Source organism: Janthinobacterium sp. GW821-FHT03C08 (genome assembly GCF_059420905.1).
This window is the reverse complement of sequence record NZ_JBWKUP010000010.1, coordinates 115,811-131,290: the sequence shown is the minus strand read 5'-3', so window position 1 is coordinate 131,290 and position 15,480 is coordinate 115,811. Positions and strand designations below refer to the sequence as shown.

Below are 15,480 nucleotides of genomic sequence, written 5' to 3'. Positions count from 1 at the left end.
GCGGCGCGGACGATTCATTGCGAAAGTGTAATGATCAGTTGATGCTGGCGGCCGGCGGAATCAGCACCTCGGCCGGCGCGTCCGTGACGAACAGCTGCGCGCAATCGACCTTGTCGAAATCATAGTGCTGGCCGCAGAAATCGCAGTTCACGCCCACGTGGCCGATCTCTTCCAGGGTGCTGTTGACTTCTTCCTCGCCCAGCATCTTGAGCATATTGCCCACTTTTTCACGCGTGCAGGTGCAATGGAAGCTCGGGTGCAGGGGATCGAAGACGCGGATCGTTTCTTCCCAGAACAAACGCTGCATCAGGGTGTCGATGTCCGTGGCGAGGATTTCTTCCTCTTTCAGGGTCGATGCCAGCATCACGGCACGGTTCCACGTGTCGAGCGCATCTTCTTCCGAGACGGGCGTCGCTTCGGCCTTGCCGCCATGGTGGGGCAGCTTTTGCAGCAGCAGGCCGCGCGAGACGGTGTCGTCCGTGGCCAGCCACAAACGCGTGTCCAGCTGTTCCGAGCGCAGCATGTAGTTTTCGATGACGGTTGCCATGTCGTCGCCGTCCAGCGGCACGATGCCCTGGTACGGCTGCTGGCCCGGCACCTTGTCGGCAGGGTCCAGGGTGATGATGAAGCGGCCCTTGCCCGTGGCGTTGAGCAATTGCGGCACGGTGGCGCCGTCGGCGATGGCGGCGTCCGGGTCCAGCTTGGCCGTGGCGCGCAGGCGCAGGTCCGAATCGCACTCGACGACCATCAGGCGCACGGGACCGTCACCGTGGATCTGCATGATGATGGAGCCGTTGAATTTCAGGTTGGCCGACAGCAGGGCGGCGGCCGCCACCATTTCGCCCAGGACTTTTTTCACGGCCAGCGGGTAGGCGTGGCGCGATACCACTTCCTGCCACGTGTGGGAAACGTCGATGAACTGGCCGCGCACGGCGGCGTTGTCGAAAATAAATTTTTGCAGGGTGTCCTGGGCCGGGGTGGCGGCGCTGACGGCGCCCGTCGTTTCAGTCGTCATTCTCTTATCCAATCTTCTTGAGTTGCGTATTAAATAGCTGGCCGCGCTGTACATAGTTCACGGCGTTGCCTTGTAGCCTGGTGATATCGTCTGCCGTCAGGGCCCGCACGGCTTTTGCCGGCGAGCCGAGGATCAGCATATTGTCGGGAAATTCCTTGCCTTCCGTGACCAGCGCGCCCGCGCCGACGAGGCAGCCCTTGCCGATCTTCGCGCCATTCAGGATCACGGCCTGGATGCCGACCAGGGCGCCATCGCCGATTGTGCATCCGTGCAACATTGCCTGGTGGCCAATGGTCACGTTTTCGCCGATGTCCAGCGGGTAGCCCGGGTCCGTGTGCAGTACGGCGCCTTCCTGCACATTGCTGTTGGCGCCCACGGTGATGCGTTCATTGTCGCCGCGGATGGTGGCGCCGAACCATACGGAACTGTTGGCGCCCAGGGTCACCTTGCCGATCACGTTGGCCGTGTCGGCAACAAAAGCGGAAGCATCAATCTGCGGCGCATAGTCGCCCAATTGGTAGAGTGTCATCGTCAGCCCGTGGCGGTGGTGGAAGCGCCGGGCAGGGCCGGACGCGGAAGTTTTACGGTGTTGCGTACGCTATTTTACGCTGTTGCAGGACAAGTCCTGCCGCCGACCGCCAATCCGGTATAATTATCGAACGGTCGTACTTTTATATGCGCACTATCTACAGACACAGCATGTGGCGCCATCGGCGCCACTTTCAAGGCAGGCAATGAGATGAAACCCATGAAACTTTCCCGTTCCGAATTCATCACCATCCGCGGCGCCCGCACGCACGTGCGCCACTGGGGCCGAGAAGGAGCACCCATGCTGTTCATGGTGCACGGCTGGATGGACGTGGCCGCCTCGTTCCAGTTCGTCGTCGACGAGCTGGCGGGCGACTGGCACGTGATCGCGCCCGACTGGCGCGGCTTTGGCCTGAGCGACTACACGCAGTCCGACACCTACTGGTTCCCCGACTACCTGGCCGACCTCGATGCCATGCTGCTGCACTATTCGCCGCACGCTCCCGTCAACCTGCTGGGCCACAGCATGGGCGCCAACGTGGCGGGCCTGTATGCGGGCGTGCGCCCGGAGCGCATCAGCCGCTTCATCAACCTGGAAGGCTTCGGCATGATGGCAACGCAGCCGGAGCAAGCGCCGGGGCGCTACGCCAAGTGGCTGGACGAATTGCGCGAGCCGCCCGTCATGCGCAGCTATCCCTCGCAGCGGGCCGTGGCCGAGCGCCTGCAAAAGACCAATCCCCGCCTGCCGGACGACCGCGCGGCCTTTCTCGCCGAACACTGGTCGGCGCAGAACGAGGCGGGCGAGTGGGATATCCTCGGCGACCCGCAGCACAAGCGCGTCAATCCCATCCTGTACCAGGTGGAAGAAGTGATGGCTTGCGGGCGCCGCATCACGGCGCCCGTGCTGTGGGTGGAAGCCGATGGGACGAATATGTGGCAGTGGATGGGGCCAAAGGAAGAGGCGCGCATCGAGATCGACCGGCGTTTGGCCTGCATCAAGGATGTGCGCTGCGAAATGATGGCGGACGCGGGCCACATGCTGCACCACGATCAGCCGGCCGCGCTGGCGCGCCTGGTGGAAGCCTTCCTGCTGGCCTGACTGCGCGAGCGCAACTGTGTCGCTAACGCGACTTCCTTATTTGACAGGCAGCGTACAATGAAAACTTCTTCCATGCTGAGCCCGTGCAGGGTATTGTTTTCACATGCTTAAAGTCGACCTGCATTGTCATTCGAATATCTCCGACGGCGTGCTGTCCCCCGCCGCCGTGGCCGCGCACGCACGCAAGGCGGGCGTGGACGTGTGGGCGCTGACGGACCACGATGAAGTGTCCGGCGTCGCCGCCGCGCGCACGGCCGCGCTGGACCTGGGCATGCGCTTCGTGGCCGGCGTGGAAATTTCCATCACGTGGGCCGGTGAAACCGTGCACATCGTCGGCCTGCAGGTCGATGAAGCCAATCCTGGCCTGGTGCAGGGCTTGCACCGCACGCGTTCCGGGCGCGACGCGCGCGGTCGCGAAATCGCCCGCCAGCTGGACCTCGCTGGCATTCCCGACGCCTATGAGGGCGCGCTGAAATTCGTCGGCAACCCGGACCTGATGTCGCGCACGCACTTCGCCCGCTACATCGTGGAAACGGGCAAATGCGCGAACATTCCCGACGTGTTCAAGAAATATTTGTCGGAAGGCAAGCCTGGCTACGTCGAGCACCGCTGGGCCACCCTGGCCGAAGCCGTGGGCTGGATACGCGGCGCGGGCGGCGTGGCCGTCATCGCCCACCCGGGCCGCTACCGCTTCAGCGACATGGCGCAAGGCGTGCTGTTCGATGAATTCAAGCAATTGGGTGGCGTGGCCATCGAAGTCGTCACGGGCAGCCACAGTCCTGACCAGTATCCGGAATATGCGCAACTGGCCAACGCCTACGGCTTCCTCGCTTCGCGCGGCACGGACTTCCATGCGCCGGGCGAGTCGCGCGTGGACTTTGCCATGCTGCCGCCATTGCCAGCCAACGTCACGCCCATCTGGCACGACTGGTTCTAATGCCGTTGAAAATCTGCTGCGCGGCGCGCTTTGCGGCCGGCGATGCTCGCTGTACTAAAGTACAGCTGCGCTTCTCGGCCACAAATCACTGCCGCTCGCGACGATTTTCTTAGGCATTCAGTGCAGGATGTGCTCGGGCTTGAAAAGTCGCGACAGCACACTTATCTTTTCGTTATTCTTGTCATATATAGTCACCTGGAGCCATCGCCCATGAAACGTATCGTCCTCTTTATTGTTACCAACCTGGCCGTGATGCTGGTGCTGTCCATCGTCCTCAGCTTGCTGGGCGTGGGCAATCCGGCGCGCGGCAGCACCCTGAACCTGGGCAGCCTGATGGTGTTTTCACTCGTGGTCGGGTTCACGGGGTCGATCTTCTCGCTGCTGATCAGCAAACCGATGGCCAAGTGGAGCACGGGCGCGCGCGTCATCGACAACCCGACCTCGTCGACGGAGCTGTGGCTGGTCAATACCGTGCGGGCCCTGTCCGAGCGGGCCGGCATCGGCATGCCGGAAGTGGCCGTCTACGAGGGCGACGCGAATGCGTTTGCCACGGGTGCCTTCAAGAATTCGGCGCTGGTGGCCGTCTCCACCGGCTTGCTGCAAAGCATGAACCGCGATGAAGTGGAAGCCGTGCTGGGCCACGAGATCGCCCACGTCGCCAATGGCGACATGGTGACATTGACCCTGATCCAGGGCGTGGTGAATACCTTCGTCGTCTTCATGGCCCGCGTGGTAGGTTTCTTTGTGGATAACGTGTTGCTGAAAAATAACAACCGCGAAGGCGGCGGGCGCGGCATCGGCTACTTCGTGACCGTGATGGTGTGCGAAGTGATCTTCGGCCTGCTCGCCTCCATCATCGTGGCCTGGTTCTCGCGCCAGCGCGAATTCCGCGCCGATGCCGGCTCCGCCAAGCTGCTGGGCAGCCCGACGCCGATGATGCATGCGCTGGCCCGCCTGGGCGGCGTGCCGCCGGGCGAACTGCCGCAATCGATGCAGGCGCTGGGCATCAGCGGCGGCAATGGCGGCTGGGGCGCCCTGTTCGCCACCCATCCGCCCATCGAGCAGCGCATCGCGGCCCTGCGCGGCGTGCAATAATGACAATCAATGCCCATCATTCAGAACGCATAAAATGAGTCAATTTTTCCAGATCCATCCCGACAATCCGCAATTGCGCCTGATCAAGCAGGCGGCGCAGATCATCCAGTCCGGCGGCGTCGTGGCCTTGCCCACCGACTCTTGCTACGCGCTCGTGTGCCAGCTCGACGACAAGGGCGCCGTCGAGCGCCTGCGCCGCATCCGTGGCGTGGATGAAAAGCATCATCTGACCCTGCTGTGCCGCGACTTGAGCGAGCTGGGCGTGTACGCGCGCGTCGACAACCGCCAGTTCCGCCTGCTCAAGGCGGCCACGCCGGGCGCCTACACCTTCATCCTGGAAGCGACCAAGGAAGTGCCGCGCCGCCTCAGCCACCCCTCGCGCAAGACCATCGGCCTGCGCGTGCCGCAGCACCGCATCGTGCAATGCCTGCTGGAAGAGCTGGGCCAGCCCCTGCTGGGCGCCACCCTGACCCTGCCCGGCGACGAAGAGAGCCTGACGGACGCCGACACCATCCGCGAACGGCTGGAAAAGCTCGTCGACCTGATCATCGACGGCGGCGTCTGCGCGCACGGCCCCAGCACCGTGATCGACCTGACGGGGCCGGAGCCGGAAGTGGTGCGTGTGGGACGTGGCGACCCGGCCGCGCTGGGCTTGTAGAGGTTGGCGCAGGGCGCAGGATTTACCTGTCTTTAATGGCAACATAAGAAAGGCCGAGTGGGCGCTCTGGTAGAATCGCATGCATGAGCGATTTCAATACGATAGTCCAGACCGTTGCGGTGTACCTGGTACCGGTGCTGTTTGCCATTTCCCTGCACGAGGCGGCGCATGGCTATGCCGCCCGTTATTTCGGCGATCCGACCGCCTCCGACGCGGGCCGCCTGAGCCTCAATCCCATCCGACATATCGATCCTTTCGGCACGATATTGCTGCCCTTGATGCTGTATTTCACGATCCAGGTGCCGTTCGGCTATGCCAAGCCCGTGCCCGTCGATTTCAGCCGGTTGCGCAATCCGAAGAAGCAGATGGCCTGGGTGGCGTTTGCCGGTCCCGGCGCCAATTTCGTCATGGGGTTGGGCTGGATGATTGCCTTCGTCGTCCTCAGCGTCCTGCCGCCGACGGAAATGGGCATGTTTTTCCGCAAGATGGCCGGCGCCGGCGTCAGCGTCAATGCGGCCATGTTTGTCTTCAACCTGATTCCCGTGCCACCGCTCGATGGCGGGCGCATCATGACAGGCCTGCTGCCGATGCAGCTGGCGCGTCCCTACGCCAGCATCGAACGCTACAGCCTGTATGTCTTCGGCGCCCTGGTGCTGCTGATGTACACGGGCATCTTGAACCGCGTCTTGCTGGCGGCAATCGAATTTGTCATTGGCATTTTTGTCACGCTGGTCACTCCCCTGACCGCCATATTGACCTGATGCACGTAAATAACTGATGGAAGTACCGATGCAAGCAACTGAACAAGCAGTAGAGATGGATACGATTTCCGGCTGGGTGCGCCGCTGGGCGCCCCTGATCCCCGGCGGCGAAGTGCTGGACCTGGCCTGCGGCGCAGGCCGCCATGCGCGCCACCTGGTGACCCTGGGCCACCCCGTGATCGCGCTGGACCATGATCCGGAAATGCTGGAAAAGGCGGCCGGCACGGGCATCACCACCTCGCTGGTGGATCTGGAGGCGCCGGGCGCCGTCTGGCCGTTCGCCCCCGGGCGCTTTGCCGGCATCGTCGTCACCAATTACCTGCACCGGCCCCTGCTGGAAGCGATGATCGCCAGCCTGGCACCCGATGGCGTGCTGCTGTATGAAACCTTTGCCGAAGGCAATGAACAATTCGGCAAGCCGTCGAATCCGAAATTCCTGCTGAAGGAAGGCGAACTGCTGGCCTGGGCGCTGGAGCAGGGCTTGCGCGTGGTAGCGTATGAGGATGGAAGGGTGGAACAGCCAAAAGCTGCTCTGGTGCAACGAATTTGCGCCGTCCGGCCAGATTTTCCACGGTTGGCAGCCCTGCTGCCGACGTTTTGAACGGGCTTTCTAAGTCAGAATGCACCACAGGCGCGGGCTATCCGCTACAATCGTTGTTTTATTTATCGGCGCTATAAACTTACTATGATCAAGGGCAGCATTGTAGCAATCGTCACCCCGATGCACGCGGACGGCAGTCTGGACTTTCCAGGTCTGCGCAAGCTGATCGACTGGCATATCGCCGAGGGGACGGACGGCATCGTCATCGTTGGCACCACGGGCGAATCGGCAACAGTGAGCGTGGAAGAACACTGCGAACTGATCCAGTTGACCGTCGAGCACGCCAAGGGACGCATTCCTATCATCGCCGGCGCCGGTGGCAATTCCACGGCCGAGGCCATCAAACTGACGCGCTACGCGAAAGAAGCGGGCGCCGATGCTGTCTTGCAAGTGGTGCCGTACTACAACCGTCCTACCCAGGAAGGCATGTACCAGCACTTCAAGGCCATCGCCGAAGCTGTCGACATTCCCGTGATCCTGTACAACGTGCCGGGCCGCACGGTTGCCGACATGAGCAACGAGACCATCGTGCGCCTGTCGGCCATCCCGAATATCGTCGGCGTGAAAGATGCGACGGGCAATATCGGCCGCGGCGTCGATTTGCTGCGCCTGGTGCCGGCCGACTTCGCCGTGTACTCGGGCGATGACCCGACGGCCATGGCGCTGATGTTCTGCGGCGGCCACGGCAACATTTCCGTGACGGCCAACGTCGCCCCGCGCGCCATGCACGAACTGTGCGTGGCAGCCATGGCAGGCGAGCGCGCCACGGCCATTGCCATCAATAACAAAGTTTTCCCCCTGCACCAGAAATTGTTTGTCGAGCCCAATCCGGTGCCCGTCAAATGGGCGCTGGCCGAAATGGGCATGATGCCTGCGGGCATACGCTTGCCACTGGTGCCGCTGGCGGAGAATTGCCATGCCACCGTGCGCGACGCCTTGCGCGACGCGGGTGTCCTGTCTTAAGCCCGGACTTTATGCCCGGACTCGACCAGTCCGGACCTTCCCTGATTTCAGCTGCTACTTAGCTTCTTATCCAGTTACGACATGACTAATTGCAAGAAAACCAAACCGGCGCCCGCCACCATCGCCGTCCGCGGCATCGTCATCGGCGCCGTCGCAGCCAGCCTCGCGGGCTGCGGCATGATCAGTTCGGTGGTTGGTGGCGACAAGGTCGACTACAAGTCGGTCAAGAAAGCCAGCACCCTGGACGTGCCGCCTGACCTGACGCAATTGCAACAGGACAACCGCTATTCCCTGCCGGATTCGAAAAACGGCGTGGCCACGGCTTCCGGCTACAATGCCCAGCGCAACGCCGTGGCGGGTACGCCCGTCGTCGTGGGTGCCGATGGCGCGGTCGGCGTGGTGCCCGTCACGGCGGGTGGCGTCAAGGTCGAGCGCGCGGGCAACCAGCGCTGGCTGGTGGTCAAGCAGTCGCCTGAAGTGCTGTGGCCGCAACTGAAGCAGTTCTGGGAAGATTCGGGCTTCACCATCGCCGTGGACCAGCCGACGGCGGGCATCATGGAAACCGAGTGGAACGAAAACCGCGCCAAGGTGCCGCAGGACTTTATCCGCAGCACCATCGGCAAGGCCTTCGATTCGCTGTACTCGACGGGTGAAAAAGACAAGTTCCGCACCCGCGTGGAACGCCTGGCCGACGGCTCGACGGAAATCTACATCAGCCACCGCGGTGTGGAAGAGGTCGTCACTGGCCGCGACAAGGAAACCACCACCTGGACGGCGCGTCCCAACGATCCAGGCCTGGAAGCGCAATTCCTGGCCAAGCTGATGACGCGCCTGGGCGCGGCCAGCGACGACGCGCAGGCGAAGACGGCCGTCGATGCCGCCATCGTGCAGCCGCAGCACGCCAAGCTGGTGGGCGACGCCGCCACGCCGGCGCGCGCCATCGAAGTCGACGAAGGTTTCGACCGCGCCTGGCGCCGTGTCGGCCTGGCGCTGGACCGCGTCGGCTTCACCGTGGAAGACCGCGACCGCACGCAGGGCACGTATTTCGTGCGCTACGTCGATCCGGACGTCACCAAGAAAGACGGTTTCTTCTCGAAACTGTTCAGCTGGGGCTCGTCGTCCGACAAGGACAAGGAAGCGCAGCGCTACCGCGTCCTCGTCAAGGCCGGCAATGGCTCGACCAGCCTGGTCAGCATCCTCAGCAACGAAGGCAAGCCGGACGTCTCGCCCGTGGCCGAGAAGATCCTGGGCTTGCTGAACGACCAGTTGAAATAAGCGCTACATTTGCGGCAGGCATCAGAACCTGCCGCGCATTAAAAAGGCTGGCCCGGGAAACCGGGTCAGCCTTTTTTATTGCCAGCGTCCGGCGTTTTATCCTGCGGATAAACCGCCGGACGCAAAAAAGCCGGCCCGAAGGCCGGCTTTCTCTAGTGCTGGGTGCTAATTACTTAGCAGCCGATGCAGCAGCCGAAGCGGCAGCAGCAGCGTCCGAAGCGGCCGAAGCAGCGCTCGAAGCAGCAGCAGCAGCGTCGGTAGCGGCCGAAGCAGCAGCGTCAGCAGCAGCAGCTGGAGCAGCTTCAACTGCTGGTGCTGGTGCTGGGGTTTCAACTACTGGTGCTGGTGCAGGAGCTTCTTCTTTTTTGCTGCAAGCAGCCAGAGCAACAACCATCAGGGAGGCGATCAGCAGGGATTTTTTCATTTGTTTTCCTTAATTATTTCAAAAAATAAATCAACATTGTTGCGATGAATAATTACCGGTAATTATCGCTCGTTAGGTCGTCTTCGAAGGCTTTTCGTACCAGGTGGTGCCTGCCAGACAACGGAAACTTCCTAACCGAATATTATAGCGATTTTTGGTGCGTCGCAATAGGAGCAAGAGGCAAAATCGCAACTATTTTGTGATATCGCAATAATTGCCGAAGCAAATTGCAAGCAAGTGTAAGTGTTTTGCGAAAGCGCGACAAAACGATATAAAAATATTATGTTTTATTGCGCTAGCGCAGAAGCGCTTATCCTGGTTGCGGTAATGCCAATGCGGCTATGCGGCGCACATTCAGGCCAGTTCGATCCAGCCATCCTGATACCACGTATATAACGCATCCATCACGTCATCGGAAGCCAGGGCCACGGCGGCGCCGTCGAGCGCGCGTTCGTTTGCCAGGGTTTCCAGGGCCGCTTTATCGGCCCTGCCAATGGCAAACGATTCGCCATTGATAAAGACATTCTTGCCACGATACAGCATCAACGTCTTGCGCGACAACACGACACCCTTCTTTCGCGCGGCATCCGTGAAGCGGCCCACCGTCAGGGGCTTCGACAGTGGCGTAAAGAACACATTGTGCTTCGGTTCCGACAGGTGCTCGCCCAGGAAGATGGTCACGTCTTCTTCCGTGAAGCGTACCTTGTTCATCTCTTCCGTGATGGTGGCGAGCATGTCGCGGGGGATTTCGGCCGGCTTGGCGGACGCTTTCAAGTCAGGATCGCTGTAAATGCCCGGCAAGTCGATCGAGTCGGCCATGAACTGCAAAAAGGCTTCGCCCAGTTCCTGGAACGATGGCGAGCGGAAACCGATCGAATACGTCTGGCAATCGCCGATGGCCACGCCGTCGTGCGCGTAGTGGGGCGGCAGGTACAGCATGTCGCCCGGTTCCAGGGTGAATTCCTCGTCCGGCGTGAAATTGCTGAGGATTTTCAGCGGCAGGCCGTCGATCAGGCTCAGATCCTTCTGCGCGCCGATGCGCCAGTGGCGCTTGCCCTGGCCCTGCAGCAGGAACACGTCGTAGGAATCGAAATGGGGACCCACGCCGCCGCCATCGGTGGCGAAGCTGACCATCAGGTCGTCCAGGCGCGCGTCTGGCAGGAAGCGGAACTGGCGCAGCAGGGCGTTGGCCTTGGCGCTGTGCAGGTTGGCGCCCTGCACCAGCAGGGTCCATTCCTTCTGTTTCAGCGAAGGCAGGCTGGTCAGCGGGCCTTGCTGCATGTTCCAGTGGCCGTCGGCATGGCTGACGAGGCGCGATTCGACGTGGTCCAGGGTGGCCAGCTCGGCCAGGGCCTTGAAATCGAAGAGGGCCTTGAAGCCTGGCACGGCTTGCCGGATCAGCAAGGGTTTTTTATGCCAGTAGTCGCGCAGGAATTGCGCAGGCGTGATATCGCCGAGGAGAGTTAATGTTTTCATGCGCCCATTATAACAACCGGAAATGCAGGAATGCGCCTGCCGTTGGCGGCGTGAAGGTATAATTTGCCAGCTTATACAATGAAAGGAAGCATAATGAAGATTGCCAAGAATACGGTCGTGACTGTCAACTACAAACTGTCAGACGCGCAAGACAATCTGATCGAAGATGGCCGCCAGCCTATGGTCTACCTGCACGGTGATTATGAAAACACCCTGCCGAAGATCGAAGAAGAGCTCGACGGCAAGGAAGTTGGCTATTCCAACACGATCCAGATCGAACCGGATGATGCTTTCGGTGAATACGATCCCGCCCTGGTCAAGGTCGAGCCGCGCAATCGCCTGCCGGAACCGCTGGAAGTGGGCATGCAGTTCGAAGGCATGCCGGAAAGCGATTCGACGGACGAAGAAGCGATGATCTTCACCGTGACCGATATCGCCGACGACAAAGTCGTGCTGGACGGCAACCATCCGCTGGCTGGCATCGCGCTGCGCTTCTCGCTGACCGTCGCTGACGTGCGCGCAGCCACCGACGAAGAAATCGCCCATGGCCACGTGCATGGCGCGCATGGCCACGACCATGGCGATGAAGATGATGAAGGCGAAGAGGGCGATCACTTCCGCACCCATCCTATTCATTAATACCTGAGCAAACCTGCTGCGCGGCGCGCTTTGCGGCCGGTGATGCTCACCGGCTCGGCGCCCCCAGCTCGGCGCTCCCGGCTCGGCGCCCCCGTACTCAAGTACGGTTGCGTTTCTTGGCCGCGCAGCTGCCCGCGACGGTTTTGTCAGGCATCGTGACGCTTGTCGGGCGTAACGCTGCTTGAATGAAGACAGGCCGGCCATATGCCGGCCTGTTTGCTTATGCGCTAGCGGCGCACGGTTGACGTTTTGGCGCGCGCCTGCGCCGCGGGCCGGCTGGCCCGTTGACGCACCTCAAATAGCGGCGTCTTTCCGGGGCGCACGGCGATGGCGGACCAGTCGCTGTCGATGTTGACGTGGCCCAGGTTGCCTTTCCAGCGGATTTTCGGCCCCTCGCTCCTGGCGGCGGCTTTCTTGCCCTTGCCGTCCTTGCCCTCCGTTTCGCTGCCGCCCGTATCGACCAGCAATACCTTGCCGCTGAATTTCTTCGCCAGGGTGCGGATCTGCTTGCGCGGTCCGGCAAAGCCATCCTGTTTCGAACTGAAGCTGGGCAGCAGCGAACTGTCGTCGTCGTCCAGCACGCCCACGTCGCCATCGGAAAACAGCACGATGCCGTCGAGCTGTTTGCGCTGCGCCATGGCGAACAAGCGCTGCAGCCATGAGCGGTTGGCCACCAGGCGGTCTTCGAATTCACTGTTGCGTCCCGCTTCCGGCAGGAAGTGGTTGTTGTTCGCGGGCAGGTTGACGGTGGCAAACAGCACGCCGCCGTATTCCCAGTGGGCATTTTCCGCATAGCTGCGGAATTTTGCCGTCGACGATAATCGCGACAGGGTCAGCTTGCGCTGGCCCAGGCTCTGGTCATCCGCAAAATACACGTCGCGCAGGCGGTTCAGGCGTTCGATGGCGTTGATGCGGCCGCGCGAATTGCGGCAGCTGGCCCAGTCGCTGGCCGACAGCGAGACGATCAGCGGCGGGGCGCTGGCATCCAGCAAATCCTTGCGCTGGCTATACAGTTTGTCGCTGCACGACTCGCTGGCGGCCTTGATGCCCGTCGCCACGACGAAGGCGGCATTGAAGGCGCTCGTCTCGGCGATGGCTTTTTTCAGGGGCGCGTCGTCCGGCCCCGTTTTGAAGGAGTGGCCCAGCACGGCAAACTCGAAGCCGGCCTGGTCGCCAGGGCCGGCCAGCGCCCCGGACCACGCCAGGCTGGCGGCCAGCAGGCCGGCTGCCAGCAGGGGCAGGCGAGCGATGCTGCGCCGGAGCGTCATGCGGCGGCCAGCCGTTTCAACTGGTACAGCTGTTCCAGCGCGTCGCGCGGCGTGAGCGCATCGGGATCGAGGTCGGCGATGGCGTCGAGCAAGGCCTGCTGCGCCGCGTTCAGCGCGGCCAGCGGCGCCGCCGCCTCTTCTTCCTCCTGCGCGTACGGATCGGCGGCCGGCATGGCGAACAGGTCGCGCTGCGGCGTGGCGTCGAGCGCCTGCGCTTCCAGGCGCGCCAGGTGCTTGCGCGCCGCCTTGATCACGGGCTGCGGCACGCCGGCCAGCTGCGCCACCTGCAAGCCGTAGCTTTGCGAGGCGGGACCGGCCTGCACGGCGTGCAGGAAGACGATGCTGTCCTTATGCTCGACGGCGGACAAATGCACGTTGGCGGCGCTCGGATGACTGTCCGGCAGTTGCGTCAGCTCAAAGTAGTGCGTGGCAAACAGGGTGAAACTACGACTGGTATCGATCAGATGGCGCGCGATGGCCCACGCCAGGGCCAGGCCGTCGAAGGTCGAGGTGCCGCGGCCCACTTCATCCATCAGCACCAGCGAGTGCTCGGTGGCACCGTTCAGGATCGCTGCCGATTCCGTCATTTCCACCATGAAGGTCGAGCGTCCGCCCGCCAGGTCGTCGGTGGCGCCGATGCGCGTGAAGATGCGGTCGATGGGACCGATCGTCGCGGACGCGGCCGGCACGTAGCTGCCCACGTAGGCCAGCAGGGTAATCAATGCCACCTGGCGCATGAAGGTCGATTTACCGCCCATGTTCGGGCCGGTAATCAAGAGCAGGCGGCGTTCGTTGACGAGGCGGCAATCGTTGGCGATGAAGCGCTCGATCTGCTTTTCCACCACCGGGTGGCGGCCTTCGACGATGTTGATGCACGGCTCGTCGACCAGTTGCGGCGCGGTCCAGTTGTGCTGCTGCGCGTGTTCCGTCAGTGCATTCAGGGTATCGAGCTGGGCCAGGCCTTGCGCAATGGTCTGCAAGGTGCCGATGTGCGGCGCCAGCTCGGCCAGCAGCAGGTCGTACAGCAGTTTTTCGCGCACGAGGGCCTTGTCTTGCGCCGACAGGGCCTTGTCTTCGAATACCTTCAGTTCAGGCGTGATGTAGCGCTCGGCGTTTTTCAGGGTCTGGCGGCGGCGGTAGTCGTCCGGCACCTTGTCCGTCTGGCCGTGCGTCACTTCAATATAGAAGCCGTGCACCTTGTTGTATTCGACGCGCAGGTTGGCGATGCCCGTGCGCGCCCGTTCGCGCGTTTCCAGGTCGAGCAGGAACTGGCCCGCGTTTTCCGACAGGGCGCGCAGTTCATCGAGTTCCGCGTCGAAGCCGGTGGCAAACACGCCGCCGTCGCGCACCATGGCGGCCGGTTCCTGCGCCACGGCGCGCACCAGCAGTTCCAGGCAGGCCGTCGGCGTCGCCAGCGCCGCGTGGATGGCGGCCAGCAAACCCGTTTCGCCGCCCTGGCCAGGGCCATAACAACGGACCACGTCGCCGCGCAGGGCCGGCAGTTGCAGCAAGCCGTCGCGCAGGGCGGCCAGGTCGCGCGGACGCGCCGACAGCAGCGCGATGCGCGTGGTGATGCGTTCGATGTCGGGCACTTGCGCCAAGGTGGCGGCCAGCGGTCCCGCCGCTTCGCTCTGCGCCAGCGCGGCGATCGCTTCATGGCGCGCGCGGGCCACGTTCTGGTCGCGCCGCGCATGGTGCAGCCAGTGGCGCAGCATGCGCGAACCCATGGCCGTGCGGCAATGATCCAGCAGGGAAAACAGTGTCGGCGATTCCTGGCCGCGGATGGTTTCCGTCAATTCCAGGTTGCGCCGCGTGGCCGCGTCCAGACCGATGAATTCGCTTTCCGTTTCCGTCGTCAGCGAGCGCACGTGCTGCAGGCCGCGTCCCTGCGTCGATTGGGCATAGCGCAGCAGCGCGCCGGCCGCGCCGAACGCGGCGCCCAAGCCATCGGCGCCAAAGCCCGTCAAGGTCGCCACGCCCAATTGATCCAGCAGGGCCTTGTGGCCGCCCACCACGTCGAAATGCCAGTCCGGCACGCGGTTAATGTGGGTGCCCGCGTAATCGTCGAACAGGCTGCCATTGTCGCCGCTGAGGATTTCCGCCGGCACGATGCGCTCCAGTTCCTGCTGCAATCGCGCGGCCACGGTGGCGCTGTCGCCGGAAAACTCCATCAGTTTCAGTGCGCCGCTGGCCAGCGACAGCCAGGCCAGGCCCGTCGTCACCGTCTTGCGCTGCGTGATGCTGCACATGGCCAGCAGCGGGCGCTCGGCCTTTTCAGGCAGCAAGTCCGCATCCGTCAGGGTGCCGGGCGTGACGACACGCATGACCTTGCGCTCCACCGGTCCCTTGCTGGTGGCCGGATCGCCGATCTGTTCGCAAATGGCGACCGACTCGCCCAGCTTGACCAGCTTGGCCAGGTAGCCATCGAGCGAATGAAACGGCACGCCGCACATTTTAATCGGGTTGCCACTGGCCACGCCGCGCGCCGTCAGGGTAATGCCCAGCAGGCGCGCCGCTTTTTCCGCATCCTCGAAAAACAGCTCATAGAAATCGCCCATGCGGTAAAACACCAGCATCGTCGGGTGGTTTTCCTTGATGCCCAGATATTGTTGCATCATCGGCGTGAGCTTTTCAGCGGAATTTTTCTTTGCCGCGGCGGCGTTGATTTCTTTTGGGACGGTGGTCATGTGTTCTTTGTCGTTGGTCCGGCGGCAGGGAAAGGCATGCCAGCCGGGCTGTGG

The 15,480-nt window shown here is 62.5% G+C and carries 15 protein-coding genes; 9 read left to right on the top strand and 6 right to left on the bottom strand.

What is annotated here, in order from left to right; genetic code table 11:
• Positions 1-34 precede the first annotated feature (34 nt).
• Entirely contained in the window at positions 35-1,015 is a 981-nt protein-coding gene (gene hslO / locus AC07VL_RS15990) for an Hsp33 family molecular chaperone HslO (protein ID WP_494806732.1), read from the bottom strand.
• A gap of 4 nt (positions 1,016-1,019) precedes the next feature.
• A complete protein-coding gene (locus AC07VL_RS15985; RefSeq protein WP_492961100.1) occupies positions 1,020-1,544 on the bottom strand; it encodes a gamma carbonic anhydrase family protein in 525 nt (174 codons plus the stop codon).
• Between the two features lie 219 nt (positions 1,545-1,763).
• Between AC07VL_RS15985 and AC07VL_RS15980 the strand changes: the two genes are divergently transcribed.
• From AC07VL_RS15980 to bamC, 8 genes are all read left to right on the top strand, one after another.
• On the top strand, positions 1,764-2,642 hold the full coding sequence (locus AC07VL_RS15980; RefSeq protein WP_494806731.1) for an alpha/beta fold hydrolase: 879 nt from the start codon (positions 1,764-1,766) through the stop codon (positions 2,640-2,642).
• 103 nt (positions 2,643-2,745) lie between these two features.
• Positions 2,746-3,579, top strand: coding sequence for a 3',5'-nucleoside bisphosphate phosphatase (locus AC07VL_RS15975; protein ID WP_494806730.1), 834 nt, complete (start codon positions 2,746-2,748; stop codon positions 3,577-3,579).
• Between the two features lie 210 nt (positions 3,580-3,789).
• On the top strand, positions 3,790-4,674 hold the full coding sequence (gene htpX, locus AC07VL_RS15970) for a protease HtpX (RefSeq protein ID WP_494806729.1): 885 nt from the start codon (positions 3,790-3,792) through the stop codon (positions 4,672-4,674).
• A 34-nt stretch (positions 4,675-4,708) separates the two neighbouring features.
• Positions 4,709-5,332 carry an L-threonylcarbamoyladenylate synthase gene (locus AC07VL_RS15965; RefSeq protein WP_290604116.1) on the top strand — a complete coding sequence of 208 codons (624 nt, stop codon included), beginning with the start codon at positions 4,709-4,711 and terminating at the stop codon, positions 5,330-5,332.
• An 83-nt stretch (positions 5,333-5,415) separates the two neighbouring features.
• Complete coding sequence (locus AC07VL_RS15960; RefSeq protein WP_494806728.1) at positions 5,416-6,093, top strand: site-2 protease family protein; 678 nt, start codon at positions 5,416-5,418, stop codon at positions 6,091-6,093.
• A gap of 55 nt (positions 6,094-6,148) precedes the next feature.
• Complete coding sequence (locus tag AC07VL_RS15955; RefSeq protein ID WP_494806727.1) at positions 6,149-6,694, top strand: class I SAM-dependent methyltransferase; 546 nt, start codon at positions 6,149-6,151, stop codon at positions 6,692-6,694.
• Positions 6,695-6,778: 84 nt separating this feature from the next.
• Complete coding sequence (gene dapA, locus AC07VL_RS15950) at positions 6,779-7,657, top strand: 4-hydroxy-tetrahydrodipicolinate synthase (RefSeq protein ID WP_494806726.1); 879 nt, start codon at positions 6,779-6,781, stop codon at positions 7,655-7,657.
• A gap of 81 nt (positions 7,658-7,738) precedes the next feature.
• A complete protein-coding gene (gene bamC / locus AC07VL_RS15945; protein ID WP_290604124.1) occupies positions 7,739-8,932 on the top strand; it encodes an NlpB/DapX family lipoprotein in 1,194 nt (397 codons plus the stop codon).
• Positions 8,933-9,101: 169 nt separating this feature from the next.
• Here bamC and AC07VL_RS15940 read toward each other — a convergent pair whose 3' ends face one another.
• Both AC07VL_RS15940 and AC07VL_RS15935 read right to left on the bottom strand, forming a co-directional pair.
• Positions 9,102-9,356: a hypothetical protein gene (locus tag AC07VL_RS15940; RefSeq protein ID WP_071650198.1), complete on the bottom strand. Its 255-nt coding sequence runs from the start codon at positions 9,354-9,356 to the stop codon at positions 9,102-9,104.
• Positions 9,357-9,710: 354 nt separating this feature from the next.
• Entirely contained in the window at positions 9,711-10,832 is a 1,122-nt protein-coding gene (locus AC07VL_RS15935) for a JmjC domain-containing protein (RefSeq protein ID WP_494806725.1), read from the bottom strand.
• A 93-nt stretch (positions 10,833-10,925) separates the two neighbouring features.
• Here AC07VL_RS15935 and AC07VL_RS15930 point away from each other — a divergent pair, with 93 nt between their 5' ends.
• Complete coding sequence (locus AC07VL_RS15930; protein ID WP_290604129.1) at positions 10,926-11,471, top strand: FKBP-type peptidyl-prolyl cis-trans isomerase; 546 nt, start codon at positions 10,926-10,928, stop codon at positions 11,469-11,471.
• Between the two features lie 227 nt (positions 11,472-11,698).
• Here the strand turns inward: AC07VL_RS15930 and AC07VL_RS15925 are convergent, their stop codons facing one another.
• Together AC07VL_RS15925 and mutS are read right to left on the bottom strand one after the other, a co-directional pair.
• On the bottom strand, positions 11,699-12,739 hold the full coding sequence (locus AC07VL_RS15925) for a hypothetical protein (RefSeq protein ID WP_494806724.1): 1,041 nt from the start codon (positions 12,737-12,739) through the stop codon (positions 11,699-11,701).
• Positions 12,736-15,426, bottom strand: a complete 2,691-nt coding sequence (gene mutS, locus AC07VL_RS15920; RefSeq protein WP_494806723.1) for a DNA mismatch repair protein MutS — start codon at positions 15,424-15,426, stop codon at positions 12,736-12,738. Before mutS ends, AC07VL_RS15925 begins: the two co-directional genes overlap by 4 nt.
• Between the last annotated feature and the right edge of the window lie 54 nt (positions 15,427-15,480).

Coding starts and splice junctions, on each gene's coding strand:
- hslO (WP_494806732.1), bottom strand. CDS start 1,015: ATGACGACTGAAACGACGGGCGCCGTCAGCGCCGCCACCCCGGCCCAG.
- AC07VL_RS15985 (WP_492961100.1), bottom strand. CDS start 1,544: ATGACACTCTACCAATTGGGCGACTATGCGCCGCAGATTGATGCTTCC.
- AC07VL_RS15980 (WP_494806731.1), top strand. CDS start 1,764: ATGAAACTTTCCCGTTCCGAATTCATCACCATCCGCGGCGCCCGCACG.
- AC07VL_RS15975 (WP_494806730.1), top strand. CDS start 2,746: ATGCTTAAAGTCGACCTGCATTGTCATTCGAATATCTCCGACGGCGTG.
- htpX (WP_494806729.1), top strand. CDS start 3,790: ATGAAACGTATCGTCCTCTTTATTGTTACCAACCTGGCCGTGATGCTG.
- AC07VL_RS15965 (WP_290604116.1), top strand. CDS start 4,709: ATGAGTCAATTTTTCCAGATCCATCCCGACAATCCGCAATTGCGCCTG.
- AC07VL_RS15960 (WP_494806728.1), top strand. CDS start 5,416: ATGAGCGATTTCAATACGATAGTCCAGACCGTTGCGGTGTACCTGGTA.
- AC07VL_RS15955 (WP_494806727.1), top strand. CDS start 6,149: ATGGATACGATTTCCGGCTGGGTGCGCCGCTGGGCGCCCCTGATCCCC.
- dapA (WP_494806726.1), top strand. CDS start 6,779: ATGATCAAGGGCAGCATTGTAGCAATCGTCACCCCGATGCACGCGGAC.
- bamC (WP_290604124.1), top strand. CDS start 7,739: ATGACTAATTGCAAGAAAACCAAACCGGCGCCCGCCACCATCGCCGTC.
- AC07VL_RS15940 (WP_071650198.1), bottom strand. CDS start 9,356: ATGAAAAAATCCCTGCTGATCGCCTCCCTGATGGTTGTTGCTCTGGCT.
- AC07VL_RS15935 (WP_494806725.1), bottom strand. CDS start 10,832: ATGAAAACATTAACTCTCCTCGGCGATATCACGCCTGCGCAATTCCTG.
- AC07VL_RS15930 (WP_290604129.1), top strand. CDS start 10,926: ATGAAGATTGCCAAGAATACGGTCGTGACTGTCAACTACAAACTGTCA.
- AC07VL_RS15925 (WP_494806724.1), bottom strand. CDS start 12,739: ATGACGCTCCGGCGCAGCATCGCTCGCCTGCCCCTGCTGGCAGCCGGC.
- mutS (WP_494806723.1), bottom strand. CDS start 15,426: ATGACCACCGTCCCAAAAGAAATCAACGCCGCCGCGGCAAAGAAAAAT.